The 15,272-nt window shown below is 58.6% G+C and carries 17 protein-coding genes; 8 read left to right on the forward strand and 9 right to left on the reverse strand.

The annotated features are described in order from the left end of the window. Positions 1-112: 112 nt before the first annotated feature. The 3 genes from NL528_RS47150 to NL528_RS21760 all read left to right on the forward strand — a co-directional run bounded on the left by NL528_RS47150 (position 113) and on the right by NL528_RS21760 (position 1,228). Positions 113-355 carry a GCG_CRPN prefix-to-repeats domain-containing protein gene (locus tag NL528_RS47150; RefSeq protein WP_375144036.1) on the forward strand — a complete coding sequence of 81 codons (243 nt, stop codon included), beginning with the start codon at positions 113-115 and terminating at the stop codon, positions 353-355. Positions 356-666: 311 nt separating this feature from the next. Then, positions 667-894, forward strand: a complete 228-nt coding sequence (locus NL528_RS21755; RefSeq protein WP_309184699.1) for a hypothetical protein — start codon at positions 667-669, stop codon at positions 892-894. Between the two features lie 109 nt (positions 895-1,003). Then, positions 1,004-1,228: a hypothetical protein gene (locus tag NL528_RS21760; protein WP_074277020.1), complete on the forward strand. Its 225-nt coding sequence runs from the start codon at positions 1,004-1,006 to the stop codon at positions 1,226-1,228. Positions 1,229-1,775: 547 nt separating this feature from the next. On the opposite strand, the gene NL528_RS21765 is transcribed toward NL528_RS21760, so the two are convergent. Both NL528_RS21765 and NL528_RS21770 read right to left on the reverse strand, forming a co-directional pair. Continuing rightward, complete coding sequence (locus NL528_RS21765; RefSeq protein ID WP_309184700.1) at positions 1,776-2,207, reverse strand: hypothetical protein; 432 nt, start codon at positions 2,205-2,207, stop codon at positions 1,776-1,778. Positions 2,208-2,325: 118 nt separating this feature from the next. Next, entirely contained in the window at positions 2,326-3,807 is a 1,482-nt protein-coding gene (locus tag NL528_RS21770; protein ID WP_309184701.1) for an ABC transporter substrate-binding protein, read from the reverse strand. Positions 3,808-4,544: 737 nt separating this feature from the next. On the opposite strand from NL528_RS21770, the gene NL528_RS21775 reads away from it, so the two are divergent. After that, positions 4,545-4,676, forward strand: a complete 132-nt coding sequence (locus tag NL528_RS21775; RefSeq protein WP_309184702.1) for a hypothetical protein — start codon at positions 4,545-4,547, stop codon at positions 4,674-4,676. 159 nt (positions 4,677-4,835) lie between these two features. Beyond that, positions 4,836-5,105 (forward strand): hypothetical protein, encoded by a 270-nt coding sequence (locus tag NL528_RS21780; RefSeq protein ID WP_309184703.1) that lies wholly within the window; start codon positions 4,836-4,838, stop codon positions 5,103-5,105. A 250-nt stretch (positions 5,106-5,355) separates the two neighbouring features. Here NL528_RS21780 and NL528_RS21785 read toward each other — a convergent pair whose 3' ends face one another. From NL528_RS21785 to NL528_RS21815, 7 genes are all read right to left on the reverse strand, one after another. Further along, positions 5,356-6,081: an outer membrane beta-barrel protein gene (locus tag NL528_RS21785; RefSeq protein ID WP_309184704.1), complete on the reverse strand. Its 726-nt coding sequence runs from the start codon at positions 6,079-6,081 to the stop codon at positions 5,356-5,358. 587 nt (positions 6,082-6,668) lie between these two features. Beyond that, on the reverse strand, positions 6,669-6,794 hold the full coding sequence (locus tag NL528_RS21790; protein WP_309184705.1) for a hypothetical protein: 126 nt from the start codon (positions 6,792-6,794) through the stop codon (positions 6,669-6,671). Between the two features lie 128 nt (positions 6,795-6,922). After that, positions 6,923-7,126 (reverse strand): hypothetical protein, encoded by a 204-nt coding sequence (locus NL528_RS21795; RefSeq protein ID WP_309184706.1) that lies wholly within the window; start codon positions 7,124-7,126, stop codon positions 6,923-6,925. 9 nt (positions 7,127-7,135) lie between these two features. Beyond that, complete coding sequence (locus NL528_RS21800; RefSeq protein WP_309184707.1) at positions 7,136-7,315, reverse strand: hypothetical protein; 180 nt, start codon at positions 7,313-7,315, stop codon at positions 7,136-7,138. Between the two features lie 217 nt (positions 7,316-7,532). Continuing rightward, complete coding sequence (locus NL528_RS21805; RefSeq protein WP_309184708.1) at positions 7,533-8,246, reverse strand: response regulator; 714 nt, start codon at positions 8,244-8,246, stop codon at positions 7,533-7,535. Continuing rightward, positions 8,239-9,858, reverse strand: a complete 1,620-nt coding sequence (locus tag NL528_RS21810) for a DUF4118 domain-containing protein (protein WP_309184709.1) — start codon at positions 9,856-9,858, stop codon at positions 8,239-8,241. Before NL528_RS21810 ends, NL528_RS21805 begins: the two co-directional genes overlap by 8 nt. A 79-nt stretch (positions 9,859-9,937) precedes the next feature. Beyond that, positions 9,938-10,546, reverse strand: a complete 609-nt coding sequence (locus NL528_RS21815) for a hypothetical protein (RefSeq protein ID WP_309184710.1) — start codon at positions 10,544-10,546, stop codon at positions 9,938-9,940. 455 nt (positions 10,547-11,001) lie between these two features. Between NL528_RS21815 and NL528_RS21820 the strand changes: the two genes are divergently transcribed. The 3 genes from NL528_RS21820 to NL528_RS21830 all read left to right on the forward strand — a co-directional run bounded on the left by NL528_RS21820 (position 11,002) and on the right by NL528_RS21830 (position 15,271). Further along, positions 11,002-12,630: an outer membrane beta-barrel protein gene (locus NL528_RS21820; RefSeq protein WP_309184711.1), complete on the forward strand. Its 1,629-nt coding sequence runs from the start codon at positions 11,002-11,004 to the stop codon at positions 12,628-12,630. A 69-nt stretch (positions 12,631-12,699) separates the two neighbouring features. After that, positions 12,700-13,443, forward strand: coding sequence for an outer membrane beta-barrel protein (locus tag NL528_RS21825; RefSeq protein ID WP_309184712.1), 744 nt, complete (start codon positions 12,700-12,702; stop codon positions 13,441-13,443). Between the two features lie 583 nt (positions 13,444-14,026). Beyond that, complete coding sequence (locus NL528_RS21830) at positions 14,027-15,271, forward strand: efflux RND transporter periplasmic adaptor subunit (protein ID WP_375144037.1); 1,245 nt, start codon at positions 14,027-14,029, stop codon at positions 15,269-15,271. Position 15,272: the final 1 nt, after the last annotated feature.

Genomic DNA, 15,272 nt, shown 5'->3' on the forward strand with positions numbered 1-15,272 from the left:
GTTCACCGCAATGTTTCTATTGAGTGCACGGTCACCGTAATTCCGTCACCTGCGCTGAGGGAACTTCGAGCTTCGGCCGGGTGTTGCTATCAACCAAAAGAAGGAGAGCGGTATGAGAACCTTTTTGATCGCAGCTCTTTTCGCCATCGTTGCCGGCATCGGCCCCGCCAACGCCGCAGACGGATGCGGGCCCGGTTGCCATAGTACGCCCGGTGGCGCATGCGTCGTCGACGGCTGGGGTACCGGCGCCCGCATATGGAACGAGTGCCCCGCCGGGGCCCAGCCTCGCCCCCCGTGCGGTGGTTATGGGTACGTCTGGCGCCGGAGTAAGCGAGCATGTTTCCCGGCGGAGTAAGGCAGGTCCTGTCGAGCAGGGAGGGCGAGCCGGGCAGCGGCTGAGACCGGCCGGTTCACCGCAATTTTTCTATTGAGTGCCCCGTCACCGTAATTGTTGTCCGCGGTGGGTGCCTGTGGCTTTCTCTTTTGTAGGTCGCAGCGTCGTGCAGCGTGACGAGCGTGGGCCCGTCCGGCAACTCGATTGGGTCGTCAAATTCACGGCCACATCTTCCTTGCGCCAGGGACATCAAACCGGACCCGGAGGAACTGCGCAACGGTCGCCGCTTTATCCCGAGATTGGGTCCAAACACAAACTCATGGAGATGATCGATGCGCCAACTAATGCTCGCCGCCATCGCGTTATTGATTGGAGCGTCATCGTCATTGGCTCAGGGCCATATGGGCACCCCGCAGGAGCAACAGGCGTGCACACGAGACGCACAGCGATTTTGCCGGAAGCAGTTGGGCGACGACAACGCGGTTCAGCAATGTTTGCAGCAAAATCGTACGAAGCTGAGCAAAGGTTGCCAGAAGGTGTTCCAGAGCCACGGAATGTAACCGGAGAGTGGCGGCGCAGGTTGCCGCATCGCGCCAGCGGAATCACCTGGCAGACCGGGAATATCTTTGATTTAATACGGCCGCGTTCTGTAGCGTGGAGTATTTGATTATGCCCAAGGCCATAGAGCATATAGTTGCCGGCTACGTTACTCTCAAAAATCGTCAGGCGTTGCAGGAAATCCGCGACCATCGTCGGCGTCTGTTGCATGAAAGTCGAATGCACGCCGGGAGTTGGGTCAGCGTGGAAAGCCTGACTTCCGCGCTCCAGGAAGAAATCAACATTGTCGACGCAGCGCTAGAAAGACTTGAGGACGGCGCAAGCTCGATCAACTGACCAGGCTGCAACTGATCAGGTTGGCCTTTGTATCGCACGGGGCGGGCCATTTTGCGCCTTGTAGGCGAGGGCAAGCTTGACGCTGTCGATCCCGAGAGAAATTGAGGCGGCAACGCATATCGCCACGAATATCCAGTCTCGCTTTTTCAGGTCCTTAAGAATTGCTCAGTCCTTCGCGGAAAACAAAGCCGCCAGGCGGAGCATGATCGCCTAACGGCTTTGCCGGTGTGGGCCCGAACGCATCTTGGGGAAATTGTTCGGTAACGAAATCAATACTCAGGCAGAGCGGCTTCGCAACAAACGTCGCTCGTTAAGCTAACCGCTCAACCTTAATCGCCGGCGGCACATCAGGGACGAGCGTTCCAATCATTGCTGAACGGCAGCCGATGCCCAATCGGCTCATGCCAATTGGGGACGGGCTTCTCGCGCGTCGGAACCGTGCCTCGCGGCGTTAGGACCGCGATCGGCATGCGACTGAGTTGGACGGGGCGACGCCATTGGAGCATGCCGCATCAAAGCGCGGGCCGCTCGACATCGGCAAACCGCATTACGCGTGCTTCCAACCCTTGTGAACCAGTGCTTTCACAATTTGGATGAGGGGTATCGATCCGCCCACCATGGATGTGTATTTGAGTACGGGTTCAGCATAGGCTTTAACGTTGTTTTTGATGGGTTCTGCCTGAGGTACGGTTGCGATCGCGATGCCCGTTGCAGGTATGAGGATCATCAGGCAGACGATCATGATACGCCAGGTGAGAATTTTCGCAGATAGTTGCGTCATGGCTTGAGCCCTCCGTAAACCGGCAGTTTGCAGCGGGGGAAGGAAGACGCCTGTGACTTGGCTCACAGAGGCGGGACGATTCCGACCAAATGAATTTGCCGATTTCACTCGACGCCATCCGCCCGCCGGAAGCATCGCTGAAATACCGGTCATGCCGGAAGGGTCAAACGCGCCACCGGAATTGCGGTGACGGTGCACTTAACGTCGCTCGCGATCGGTTTACCGCAACGTTTCTATTGAGTGCACTGTCACCGTCATTGAAGTCGCACCGGCTCGATACAAAGCAGCCTGCTCGCGAAAAGTCCCGGCATGGGGTTTATTCCAGCCAGGCGTTGGAGACGTCGATCACTCCGCTATGGAGCTTTGGAAGGCCCTTCAGCCTGCCCGTTGAAATAGCGTAGTAGGTGTTCTGGAAAGCCCAGAACCAGATCGCCTCCTTGTTGACCAGCCGGCTGATCGCACAATAGTCCTCGGTACTCGTTTCCAACTCGGCCGTGGATCGGGCGTGTTCGAGCAATCGGTCGAGTTCGGGATCGGAATAATTCGCGAGCGCGACCGGGCTGCCGGTGTGGAAATTCGCATACATTTGCGGACTTGGATCGGGGAAATCGACGATGCGCCACGGCGTCAACTGGAACTGGCGCATGAAAGCGCGCGGCGGGATGGTGGCCTGGTCGACCTGCTCAATCTCGACATTGGCTCCAACCTGCTTCCAGAACTGCTGCAGCACCTGCCCATTGGTGCGGCCGCGCGGAGTTGCGGTGACTATCATTTTGAAGTCGACCGGCTTGCCATAGTCCTTGATCAACGCCTTTGCCTTTTCGACGTCGTAAGGCAAAGCACCGTCATCCTTGCACTTGACCCAGGAGCCGTCGCCGTAGGGATTGGTCGCCGGTCGGCTAAGACCATTGGTCGCTGCCTGCGACCACTTCTTGCGGTCGAGCGCCATGACGAGTGCCTGTCGCACGCGCGCGTCGTCGAACGGCGCGACCTTGGTGTTGAAGGCCCACACCTGCGCACCGGACCCGGTATAGGTGTGCACGGTCAGCTTGGGATCTTTCTGCGCCTTCAGGATATTGTCAGCGTCGTACTCGTCATCCCAGATGATATCGGCCTCGCCCGACTGCAGGCTGGCAAAGCGCGACTGCGCATCGGGTAACGGTTTCAGGGCGATGCGGTCGAAATAGGGATGGCCCTTGTTCCAGTAGTCCGGGTTCTTTTCGAGCACGATGCGGTCGCCCGCAGTCCACGATTTCAGGATGTAGGGACCGGTGCCGACGGGATTGCGGTTGTAGTCATCGCCCTTCGTCTTGAAGGCAGTCGGCGAATGGGTGACGTTGGTGGGGCCTGGAAAGCTGAAATTGGCTGGCAGGTTCACCGCCGGATCATTCATATTAAAGACGACCGTCAGTTCATCGGGCGCCTGCACGGCGTGGATGCCGGAAATGTAGAATGCGCAGCGGCATTTGTTGGCTGGATCCTTCCAGCGGTCGTAATTGTCCTTCACCGCTTGCGCATTGAACGGCGTGCCGTCATGGAATTTCACGCCCGGCCGGAGCTTGAAAGTCCAGGTCTTGAAATCCTCTGAATGGGTCCACGACAGCGCAAGCTTTGGCTGCGGCTCGCCCTTATCGTCGAGGTAGGTTAGCGTATCGTAGATCAACGCCGCCGCGGATTGCGCGGATGTATCATACACGCCGACCTTCAAGGGATCGAAGCCGGGAATATCCAATTCCTGGCCCACCGTGATGCTGCCGCCCTGCTTCTGTGCGTCAGCCGTTCCCGCCGCTATCAGCAAGCTCGCTCCGGCAGCAACCAGGGTCTGCGTAATTGAGCTCAAACATGTTCGCTTTTTCACGGATGGTCCTCCCGGAGCAAGGGCGCCTGAGCGCGCTGCCTCGGCTCCTCTTGCGGCAGGCGCGTGCCTGAGTGGCAAAAGGACTCCGAAAAAGGAGGGGTCCGAAAAAATAGTGAGGATCGAAAACGCGGTCGCCTGAGAGGCGGCTCCGTCTCTTGTCCCCGCGAGGCTTCGGAGGCCGCGAGGGAAAGAAAAAAGCTACCTCAATCCAGGGACGAAGTCACGAAAAACGAGCCCCTGGACGAAGTCCCCGATGTCCAAGAAACCCCTATATACTTGGCATTTCTGTTTGATTGGTTGGCGATCCCAGCAGAAGTGCCAGAAGCCGCGACACGCAAAAGTGCAGATTTTATGCGGGTTTCCAGTGTCGCAAATCCAAGAAAGCAGCCATTTATCGGCACAACAGCGTGCCGCAACCCTATGGCGTCAGTACTGCGGACGGGTTGGGAAATTTGGGACATCAGAAGGGAAATTCGGGACATTCAGGCATGTCCCGGGTGGGGAAACCGGGACGGGCGTCAGTACTAAGTTGCGAGTTGGGCCGGGCTTGCCAAAATCGTGATACCCAGTGACCGTCCTTGCCATCTTTTGGGCACCTATGAGGGGGACGGTTTTGGAATGGTCTTAGGAAGGATGCCGATTTCCCCAGGGCTGGCGGCCACTGCAGGGGGCTGCAAATGACGGATCAATCCCGTGAAATCCCGCAGGATGCGGACCTCCGCAACCTCGCCCGCCTCGTTTCAGCCTGTACGTTGGGGCTGTGGGCCTTTGCGGCGGGTCTGCTGATTGGGACCTTTTTGTTTTCGTAATGCCGCGCCTATGCACGGTCACGCCCACAGCTTTTTTCGATTGGCCTGACCGCCCAACGCTCACAGCGGAGTGATCAGGCCGAGCGGATGGCGCCCCTTCTCTTGGGTGTATTCTCCGAGCATCTGGTGCGCGTTTTTCGCGCGATGGGAGGAAGCACAATGTTCATCCTCAAGCAACTCGGCGCGGCAGCAGTGCTGACCGCGATGAGCTTCACGCCGGCTCCGGCACAACAGGTGATGTCAGAGCCCGCTTATTGCGCGTTCTTTTATCCAAATGCCAATTGCCAGAACAAGGGTCCGGGCAACCCCTATACCGATCCTAATTACCGGCGCAACGGGGGCCAGAGCTCAGGCCCGTGGCCGAGCGGTGAGACCGTCGGCGTCGCGCCGAAGCGGCCGCGGTCCGCCAGGACAACGTACCGGTACTGACACCGCGCTACCTGCTTTCTACCGTCTGTGAATGTCAGATTGGTTTTCGTCGATCGGGGGACCGCTTGACTCATGGTCCCAACATCTTAGCGGCTGAGTATGAATTCGATGGCGACAAGATCGCGATCTCATAGCCGCCGCATAAGGGCGCGGGGTCGGCGCCCCGCGGGGCGAGAAATCACCTTTGGACAAAAAAAGCCCCGGGCGATGCCGGGGCTCTGAGACTTCCTGGAGATAGGAGAAGGAAAGATCAGTACTTCGCGACCACCGGCCCTTCCCAGTGGAATTTGTAATTGACGCCGACCAACGCGGTTTGTGCCCGTTGGCGGACGTTGAGCACTTCGCCGACAAAGCCGGGATTTGGGTTCATGTGCGTCGCGGTATCGTCCAGGAACCACATATAATTGTACTCGGCGAATACCGACCAGTTCGGTGCAAACATCCATTCGATGCCGGCGCCAACGGTCATTCCGGGCACCGTGAAGCTGGAGGATTCGATCAGCGCACCGCCCGGCGTGAGTACCCGATTGCGGTTGTTCAGCCATGCAGCGCCGACCTTGCCGTAGGTGAGAACTGTAGGCGTGAACAGCCAGCCGAACCTGCCGGTCCCGGTAATGATAGAGCGAAGATTGTTCGTCTCCGAGAAAGCCGGGAAGTCCGCCAATGCGTGCCGGCCGTTGATGTTGGCGTAGTCGAACATGCCCTGGACACCAAGCACCAGATTGCCGGTCTGGAAGTCGCAGCCGATCTGGCCGCCGCCGACAAAGCCGCTGTCGTTTTCACGGCCGTAGTTCGCAAAGTCCGGTGTAACCAGGTCGGTCTGCACCCGCGTGGTGTCGATGCGGGTCCAGCCGCCGCCGACGTTGCCGCCGATGTAACATCCGGTCCAGGGCGTCGCCATGATCGGTGCGACAACCGGCCGGGCCTTGACGGCGAGGTCTGCGGCAGAAGCAGTACCGGTTGCACCGAGAGCCAACAAAACACCTGCAGCGAAAGCCAATTTCATATGTCGACGCATGTAATCCCCCGTGTGGCCGCGGCCACAAACGATTCACGATCCTGAAATATAGTTAGATTGAATATGCGATGTGTGCGACTGCGAACTGCGCTGTACCGGCCATTGCAGTGCACTTTTCGGGCGCGCGTTGCGCGCTCGTGACATCAAAATCCATTCGAAAAAATATAGAAATAATAAACTTCAGAGATGCGCGTGAGATCGCGCGCCGATATCGGCAATTTTCATTCTCTCGGCAACGCCCGCGCGCCTCAAAACAACGAAACGACAATCGTCTCCCGCTGTGGGCGGCGGCCGATCGGAGCGACGGCATCGCGTTCACGACTTCAAACCCGATGCCAAAATTGCAGAAGAGGTTTGGAAGCCGCGCGCGCGTCGTCAGGCTCCATCATCTGACATTGCCGGCAAATGAAAAGCCCGCCCGAAGCTGGAATTCGGGCGGGCTCACGTGGGAGTAAAACACGAAGCCTTGTTCAAGGGCGCCGCAGTTAAATGCTAACATCGGATTTTTGCCGGCGCACTACAAATTAGATTTCGAAAATGTTGCGTCAGCGCCGATCACGAGTGAGCCAGACGAACGAAACATAGGCGGCGATCACCCCGACCACGATGAGCATCCAATTCTGGCCTTCGAAACCCAGAACGGTGAAAGGCTCAACCAGAAACTTAGCCACCTCGGCCCCCGATTTTTGTGCAAGATAGGGGCTTTGGCCGAAGAAATATATTATTTTTATATTGAGCGGATGGAGCGGCGCGGTCCGGAAAGACCAGACCGACCCACCGCTATCAAGGCTGCCTTAAATCACTCGCGGGACTGAAGTGCGGGGCTAAACGACAGCAGCTTCTCGAACTCCGGCGGATAGTAACGGACGCCGTCGGGCCCGATGATGAAGACCTGCCAGCCGTCGTCGGCAAGAGCCAGCGCCTTGGCAATCGCCACCACAACACTCAAGCGGATCGTCGTCGTGACGTCTTCGCCGCGTGACGCCTGCACAATGAAGGTCACGGCAACACCTCATTTGCGCAATGCCCGATGCCGCGATCTAGCAATTTCCGTTCCAGCGCCGGCCTCAGCACTGGATCGCAATCCGGGGTCCAGCGACAATCCGTTCAGGAAATCCTCCAGCGCAAGCTTACCCGCCAGCTGGGCACTGCGTTGCGACGTGAAGCCGCATTCGCGCAGCCTGATGCCCATAGGTCTTCTTTTGCGGTGTATTTCCCAGCACCAGCCCGGATCGTTCTCGGTCCGGAAAACGATCATGTAGAACGATCGACGTGGTGAAGGACGGAGCATGATCAAGCCAAACCCGGTCGATCGTCGGTCTCGATTCGCGAAACATCCGGCCGAGGCATTCCGGAGCTGGATTTGAGGAAAGAGTCCATCGCTGCGATCGCAAGGAGCGGTATGAGTTTCACTCCGCCGGACTGGTTTCGAGACGGGCTTGAAGGCGATAGCCGACACCCGATTCGGTCACCAGAAGGCGAGGGTTATTGGGGTCAGTTTCGATTTTCTGCCGGAGCTTGCGAACCAGGATTCTCAGGTACTGAATATTTTCCCGCTGGTTGCCGCTCCATATGTCCTTGAGCAACTGGTCGTGCGTCACCACAAGGCCAACATGCGTCGCCAGAATATGCACCAGGCGGTACTCCTTTCGGGTCAACCTGATCGGGTTCTTGTTGAGCGACACGGTTCGAGCGACGAGGTCGATCGACAGAGGGCCGGCTGCGACGACCGGATTCTCGGTCGCGCTCTTGAAGTACCTCCGCAAGGCAGCTTCGCTGCGGGCGAGCAACTCGGCCATCCCGAACGGCTTGACCACGTAATCGTCGGCGCCTGACTGCAGCAACAGGACTTTTTCGTCCTCGTTCGAGACCACTGAGAGAATAATGACGGGCACGTTCGACCATGACCGGATCCGTTCGAGAACGTCCTTTCCATGAACGTCCGGCAGCGCCAGATCGAGGATGATGAGATCGGGTGAGTTGAACGTTGCCGCTTTCAGCCCGTCAGCGGCGTTCTCGGCTTCCAGGACGGAAAAGCCGTGAATCTCAAAACCCGCACGAAGGAACCGTCTTATCTTGGGTTCGTCCTCGATCAGGAGAACGACATTGGATGGTTTACTCATCGGCCAAAACCGTCGCTTGGTCTGGGGCGGGCAGGACAATGGAAGCCGTCGTTCCCTGTCCCTGGCCTCGGCTTGATATGCCGATCGTTCCGCCATTTGCCCTGACGAAGGTGGCTGCGATCCAGAAGCCGAGGCCGGATCCGGGAATCGTCGCTTGATGACGTTGGCTTCGAAACGACCTGCGGCCAAGTTGCCGGCATTCGTCAGGCGTGATTCCGACGCCTTGATCGGCGACCGATAAAATGGTGCGCCCCGGTTCGGAGCGCGCTACGATCAAGATGATCGAACCGGAGGGAGAGTATTTTGCGGCATTTTCCAGCAGCTGGCCGCACGCCTCCTCGATCAAACCGGAATCGACGTTGACCAGCGGCAAATCGTCGGCGAATTCAACTTCGATCTTGTGTGCCGCCAGTCGCCGGGCTCTTCGCTGAATGGCTGCATTGACGATGTCCCTGGCATCCGCCCATTCGAGACGCGGGCTGAGGCCGCCTGCGGTGACCCGCGTTGCACTGAGCAGGTTCTGAATATAGCCATCGAGTTGCGCGACTTCATCGGAGATAGCTTCGACCAGCGAGCGGGTCCGGTCATCGGCGCGAATCATGGACATCGACTCCAGGACACTCGCCGAGCCCTGAATGGCCGCCAGCGGGGAGCACAATTCATGCGAAAGCGTGCCATGGAATGCATCTCGCAACAGCTGCGCCTGCAAGTGCAGCCTGGCGTCGTCCATCGCCTTTTCAATATCGAGACGCTGAAGGGTCAAGGACACTTCTTCAAGGACCGTCTCGAAGCGGCTCGTATTGATCTCAACGTGTTTACGCGATCCGCGTCCGATATTGACGGCGACGATGCCGTAAACCGCAGTTTCAGAACATGCCGTTCCGAGCAACCAGACATTCTGGGTCGGCTTGTCGAGAACCGCGAAGCAGGAATTTCCGACCTTCGGGACCGTCGAGGCGACACGCTCTTGCACCAGCTTCGGCACCGAGCCGGGCTCGGGAGGCTCGTAGTGGTCCTCGGTCCCGGCCGCGAAGAAAGCCGCGTGTTGTCCGAGCGTGCGGGAGAAGTGGTTCCGAATGGCGGAGATCAGGTCCGATACGGTGAAGCAGGCGGCCAGAAGCCGGGAAAACTCGTAGAGGTGTTGAATTTCGATTTCGCGTTGACGCAGCATTTCGGTCTCGCGGCGCAGGCGCGAGGCGAGATTGCTGCTCACCAGCGCCACAACGAGAAACAGCAGCAAGTCGATGGCTTCCGAGGGATCCTCGACCCGAAAACTGTAGATGGGAGGAAAGAAGAAAAAATCTGCCTCGACCATACCGGCAACCGCCGCCAGGGTCGCAGGCCAGATGCCCCATCGGGTGGCGGCGAAAATGACCGGTACCAGGTACGCGATTGGAACGAGGTTAGCCGCAATGGTGTAATCAAGCGGGAGCAGAGCGACAGTGATCAGGCTGACCGACAATATCGCCAGCAGCGGGGGGACGATGTCGGCTCGCCAGATCCGATACGAAGGGAGCTCTTCATCCAACTGCAAGCCGTTTCTGTTGCTGGTTCCAACCGGTCTTGCTCGCGCGCTCGCGAATCTCTCGGCAATGGGCAGATAGAAATTCACGGAAAGCTGGTAAAGGAAGGCGCCTGAAACGGGGATCGCAATCGCGATCCTATCTTTACGGAATAGAGATCAGCGGATTTCAGGCAGGTGATGCTGTGGCGTTGGGTGGCAGCCTGCCATCGAGCGCCCGCTGGATCGCATTGACGTAATTCAGCGCTTGTTTCTCTCCGAAAAGCTCGGGCTTCGAGGCACGATACAATTCCGCTTCGCCTGGTTGCCGGCCTGGCGGCGGGACCAAGGCAGCGAGGGCCGCGTAACTGATATATTTCGGCGGGTACAGATAGAATTCCATCAGAGGCATATGCGGGCCTCGCCCGCTACGCTTGAGAGTCGCATGGGCCGCCAATCCGGCTTCCGGATGGATGGCGCTCCAGCCGGCAAAACTGCTGGCCAATATCTCGAGCGCCAATATCGTCGTCGCTATCTGCACGAAGCCTTCGTTGGATTTCTTTGCGCTCCGGGTCGTTGAGGCCTTCTTCAGTAGATGCCGAAACTCTGGATGTGCTTCGATGAAGGGTCCAAGCCGGGATTTCCACAAAATGTCCGGCAAGCAAGCGTAGCCATGAAGTTCATGGAAACTCTCGATCAGGCGCTGGCATTGCGTCGTCAGGCTCTTCGGCAAGAAACCGAAGTCCTCAGTCTTGCCGGAGCGAGCCCCGTGAGCGCTATCGTTTGCCGCGACTTCCATCGTCTCGCCTCGCGATGAGCGAACAGATTCCGCTCAATGCTTCAGCATAACGAGTCGCGGCATATATCTTCGATGTGCAATAGCGGCTGCATTCATAGAAAAAAAATAGCCAGCGCGCGCCTCACGTTTCTCAGCGTCAAACAGACGATCGTTCAATCGCACCGAGCAATCGGAAATGTAGCTGAAAAGACACATTGCGACACAAACTATTGCGGTGCATCGAGCGTTTTCGCCGAAATGTCACTTATTTCGCCGCGAGTCTAAGCAGCGCGATGGGCAATTGACGCTTATGAATGCAAACGGCGTCAAAGATGCTATTTCGGATATTTTTTCTTTATGAAATCGCGCGGAAAGTCGTATCGATTTTTTGCAGCCCCCCAACGAAAGATCGTTTCGAAGGTTAACGGTGCGTCGCGAAAGCGAAGGCACCTGTACCAACAACGTGGGGCAAGATTATGAAAAGAATTCTTCTGGCAGGTGTCTCGTTGGCGGCGATCGGTCTGAGCAATGTCGCTCAGGCCGCAGACCCGGCTGCAAAAGGGCCATGCCCGTATGGCGGCGATCCCTACAAGAACTATAGCTGCCTCGATCCGTATCTCGGCACCGACTTCTTCAGCCGCTTTATCAACTACTACCGGCTCGAATGGGGACATGATGCCGCACCGGCGGATCCCAAGGCGCCACCGTCACGCCGCGACTACTGGCCGGGAACGCCGCAAAGCATTCCTCCGTATCCGTTCACGGAATGGCCGTATGGTGGCTCGACAGCGCTTGGCGTGACGCGGCCGAGTTCTGTCGACAGTCCGCTGATGGTTGCGCTCGGCAACACGGCCGCGGGCTCGTGGATGAACGAGAACCACATCCAGGTATACGGCTGGATCAACGCTGGCGGTAACTTCAGCAGCAACACCGTGCGGGGCGGCAATGTGCCGGCGGCTTATGACTACAATCCGAATACAGTTCAACTCGACCAGGCGGTGCTCTATATCGAGCGGCTGCCGGATACGGTGCAGAAGGATCACATCGACTGGGGCTTCCGCCTCGCGCCGATCTTCGGCGAGAACTATCGCTATACGACGGCCTTTGGCTTGTGGAGCTACCAGCTCCTGAACCAGAACAAGAATTACGGCTACGATCTCCCAATGGCATACGGCGAAGTGTTCATTCCGCAGATCGCGGAAGGCCTTCTGCTGCGGTTTGGCCGCTACATTTCGATCCCGGACATCGAGGCGCAGCTCGCGCCGAACAACTACATGTATACGCACTCGTTGACGTATACGTTCGATAACTATACCAACACCGGCATTCAGGCGACGCTCGCTGCGACCAAGAACTGGATGTTCCAGTTGGGTGTTTCGGTCGGCAGCGACACCCTGCCCTGGAACTACAAGGCAACGATCGCAAATCCGTTCCCGAACCCGCTATTCCCTGGCACCACCTTGCCGAAGGATCCGGGTGCCGTACCGAGCGTCACCGGCGGTGTACGCTGGACCAGCGACAGCGGCAACGACAGCATCTACGTGGTCGCCGATGCCATCAACGGCGGCCAGTGGGGCTACAACAACCTGCAATGGTACGGGTTGACCGCCTATCACAAGTTCAACGATCAGTGGCACATCTCGTTCGAGACGTACAATCTCCATCAGAACAACGTGCTCAATGCCAACAACCCAGCCGCGGTGGCCGCGTTTGCTGCGGGCGGCACGCCGTTCTCGCCTCAGTACGTGCCGTTCAACGCTCCAGGCCTTGCGTTCTGCAGCAGCACGACTGTGTTTGCGTGTACGGCGTCGGTGCAGACTTATCTCGCCTATTTGAGCTACAAGGCGTCGCCGCTGGACAACATCTCCTATCGTATCGAGTACTATGACGATAAGCAGGGTCAGCGCACCGGCACCAAGACGGCCTATTTCGAAACCGGCATCGGCTGGCAGCACTGGTTCTCGCCGCAGATCGAGATCCGGCCCGAGGTCACGTATTACAAGTCGCTGAATGCCAACGCATTCAATGGCAATGCGAATTTGGGCATCCCGGCTAGCAGGAACTTCGCTCTCGTCGGCTCGGCGGACATCATCATTCACTTCTGATGCGGGGAAACGTCGCGGCGGCTCATGTCGCCCGACGTTTGATCAGAGAAAATTCGACAGGGGATAACAATGAAGCGAATTCTTTTCACCACCGTCTCGCTCGGGGTGCTCGGCCTGATGTCGCCGGCATTCGGAGCTGATCTTTCGCCTTATATAAAGGCTCCGCCAGCCGTCGCGCCGGCATACGACTGGTCCGGCTTCTACGTCGGCGTGTTCGGCGGCGGCGGTTTTGGCAACCACAATCTTAACAACGCGCTCGGCCCCGCCGGCTTCGCCAACTTCACGCTCAACTATTCCTCGACGGGCGGCATCGCTGGCGGCGAAGCGGGCTACAACTGGCAGAGCGGCAACATCGTGTTGGGTGTCGAAGCGGACGGATTCTGGTCCGGAATCAAGGGCAGCGATATCGGTGCGTTCAACGCGGGTACGCTGCCGATTGGCTCGATCGACGCGACCAGCCTTCGGGACGGCGCCACGCTTCGTGCGCGAGGCGGCATCGCGGTCGATCGCCTGTTGCTGTTCTTCACCGGCGGCTGGGCCTATGGCAACTTTCAACATACCAACACCGACCCCGTCCTGGGAGTCGATCAATTCAACACCCACAGGAGCGGCATCACTGCCGGTGGCGGTATCGCCTACGCGGTGACCGACAACCTGATCGGCAAGTTCGAATATCGCTACTACGACTTTGGCCGGTACGAGCGCCTTACGCCGCTCAACGGTCAGCTGCCTTACACCGTGAACAGCACTTACTCAGTCGTGACGCTTGGCCTGGACTTCAAGTTCGGTGGGCCGGTTCTCGCGAAGTATTGACGCGTTGCTTGCGTTGATGCGCTGCGCGGCCTGCAAGTCAGGCCGCGCGCAGTAGGAGAGGGGCTGCGATGATTGCTTCGTCGTTTTTGCGAAGGATTGGGTTCGGACTTGCCGTCGCGGCGCTATGTACCGCCGCGGCTGGATGTGCCGTCGATATCGGAACGACAAAGCCGGAGCGATCCGAGGGCAACGGTCAGATGCGATATTACGGCGGTCCGAAATCTCCGATGTGGTCCGGCCAGTAATTGTACGCAGCGTTGCGTTTGGGAGACTGATGATGGCGTGCATTGTTACCAGGATTGCTCGATGGGGGTTCGTGGTGGTGCTTGGTGCGATCCTGGCCGTCGCGACCAGCGGCGAAGCGGCTGCAAAGCATCGCAAGGGGCACTTGCATTACGCACATGTGCATCACTCGATTGCCGGGAGCCACGCGCAGCTCTTACCGCAACAACCGGCTCGGCCTGGAGCCATGCGGTACTACGGCGGGCCGAAATCGCCGATGTGGCGCGGTCCGGCCGAAAATTAGAAGGCCGGAAGCTAACCGGCATGTATCAACAACGCGAGCGAGGTCGCATAAGTCAATGTGCGCATTTCCAATATGAGTATGATTGCGAATTGGAATGTGCGACGATTGACCATCGCGCTCGCGACGACGGCTCTGATTGGCGTGGGCGTGATTGGCGCCGTGCGGATGTTTGTCCCGCACGCCAAATCCACTGAAACGACGCATCCGGCAAAGGGCGTCCTTCCGCGCTACGTTCCCACGGCGGCGGAGTGGGCGAGCCTGACCGTCGAGCCGGTATCGGAAAAGGTCTTTCGGTCCGAGCGCATCACCGAAGGCAAGATCGCGGTCAACGAAGAAAGTTCGACGCCGATCTTCTCGCCTTATGCCGGTCGCGTGATCAAACTTCTGGTCAAGCCGAGCGACATGGTCGAGCGCGGCCAGCCGCTGTTCGTCGTCGAGGCCACCGACACGGTGCAGGCGCTGAATGATTTCATTTCGGCGTTGGGCGCGCTGAACACGGCGCGGTCCAAGCTCAATCTGGCGCAGATCGTCGAAAAGCGCGCCAACGACCTCTACGCCGGCAAGGCGGTTCCGCTCAAGGACTGGCAGCAGTCGCAGGCGGATCTGACGGCCGCCCAGAACGATTTGCGTTCGGCCGAAACGGCGCTGGAAGCCACGCATAACCGGTTGCGAATCCTCGGCCGTTCGGAAGACCAGATCTCGACGTTCCAGCAGACACGGCAGATGAGCGCCGATACCCCGATCTACTCACCAATCGGCGGCACCGTCATCCAGCGCAAGGTCGGACCGGGCCAATTCATCAACAGCGGAGCCAGCGATCCCGTGTTCCTCGTCGGCGATCTCTCCACGGTGTGGTTGACCGCCTTCGTTCGCGAATCGGAAGCCGCCGGCGTCGCCATGGGCCAGCAAGTCAGTTTCTCACTGCTCGCGCTGCCGGGCAGCGAGTTCAAGGCGCGCATCGACTATGTCGCCGCCGCGATCGACCCCTCGACCCGACGGCTGCTGGTTCGCGCGACCATCGACAACAAGGACGGCCTGTTCAAGCCGGAGATGTTCGCCAACGTGACGATTTATGCCGGCGGCGATCATCCCTCGATCGGGGTGCCCAAGCGGGCGCTGATCTATGAAGGCGATCGCGTCCACCTTTGGGTGGTACATGACGACAAGTCGATCGAGCTCCGCAAGATTGAAACCGGTCTGACGAACGGCGACCTGGTCGAGGCTCGGGCCGGTCTGCAGGCCGGCGAGAAAATCGTCACCAGGGGCAGCCTGTTCATCGATCGGGCGGCCTCCGGCAGCTAAC

Origin of the sequence: Bradyrhizobium sp. Ash2021, assembly GCF_031202265.1 — a bacterium.
Lineage (GTDB): Bacteria > Pseudomonadota > Alphaproteobacteria > Rhizobiales > Xanthobacteraceae > Bradyrhizobium.

Excerpts from the sequence above, each read along its gene's own strand:
- NL528_RS47150 (WP_375144036.1), top strand. The coding sequence starts at position 113 with ATGAGAACCTTTTTGATCGCAGCTCTTTTCGCCATCGTTGCCGGCATC.
- NL528_RS21755 (WP_309184699.1), top strand. The coding sequence starts at position 667 with ATGCGCCAACTAATGCTCGCCGCCATCGCGTTATTGATTGGAGCGTCA.
- NL528_RS21760 (WP_074277020.1), top strand. The coding sequence starts at position 1,004 with ATGCCCAAGGCCATAGAGCATATAGTTGCCGGCTACGTTACTCTCAAA.
- NL528_RS21775 (WP_309184702.1), top strand. The coding sequence starts at position 4,545 with ATGACGGATCAATCCCGTGAAATCCCGCAGGATGCGGACCTCCGCAAC.
- NL528_RS21780 (WP_309184703.1), top strand. The coding sequence starts at position 4,836 with ATGTTCATCCTCAAGCAACTCGGCGCGGCAGCAGTGCTGACCGCGATG.
- NL528_RS21800 (WP_309184707.1), bottom strand. The coding sequence starts at position 7,315 with ATGGGCATCAGGCTGCGCGAATGCGGCTTCACGTCGCAACGCAGTGCC.
- NL528_RS21805 (WP_309184708.1), bottom strand. The coding sequence starts at position 8,246 with ATGAGTAAACCATCCAATGTCGTTCTCCTGATCGAGGACGAACCCAAG.
- NL528_RS21815 (WP_309184710.1), bottom strand. The coding sequence starts at position 10,546 with ATGGAAGTCGCGGCAAACGATAGCGCTCACGGGGCTCGCTCCGGCAAG.
- NL528_RS21820 (WP_309184711.1), top strand. The coding sequence starts at position 11,002 with ATGAAAAGAATTCTTCTGGCAGGTGTCTCGTTGGCGGCGATCGGTCTG.
- NL528_RS21825 (WP_309184712.1), top strand. The coding sequence starts at position 12,700 with ATGAAGCGAATTCTTTTCACCACCGTCTCGCTCGGGGTGCTCGGCCTG.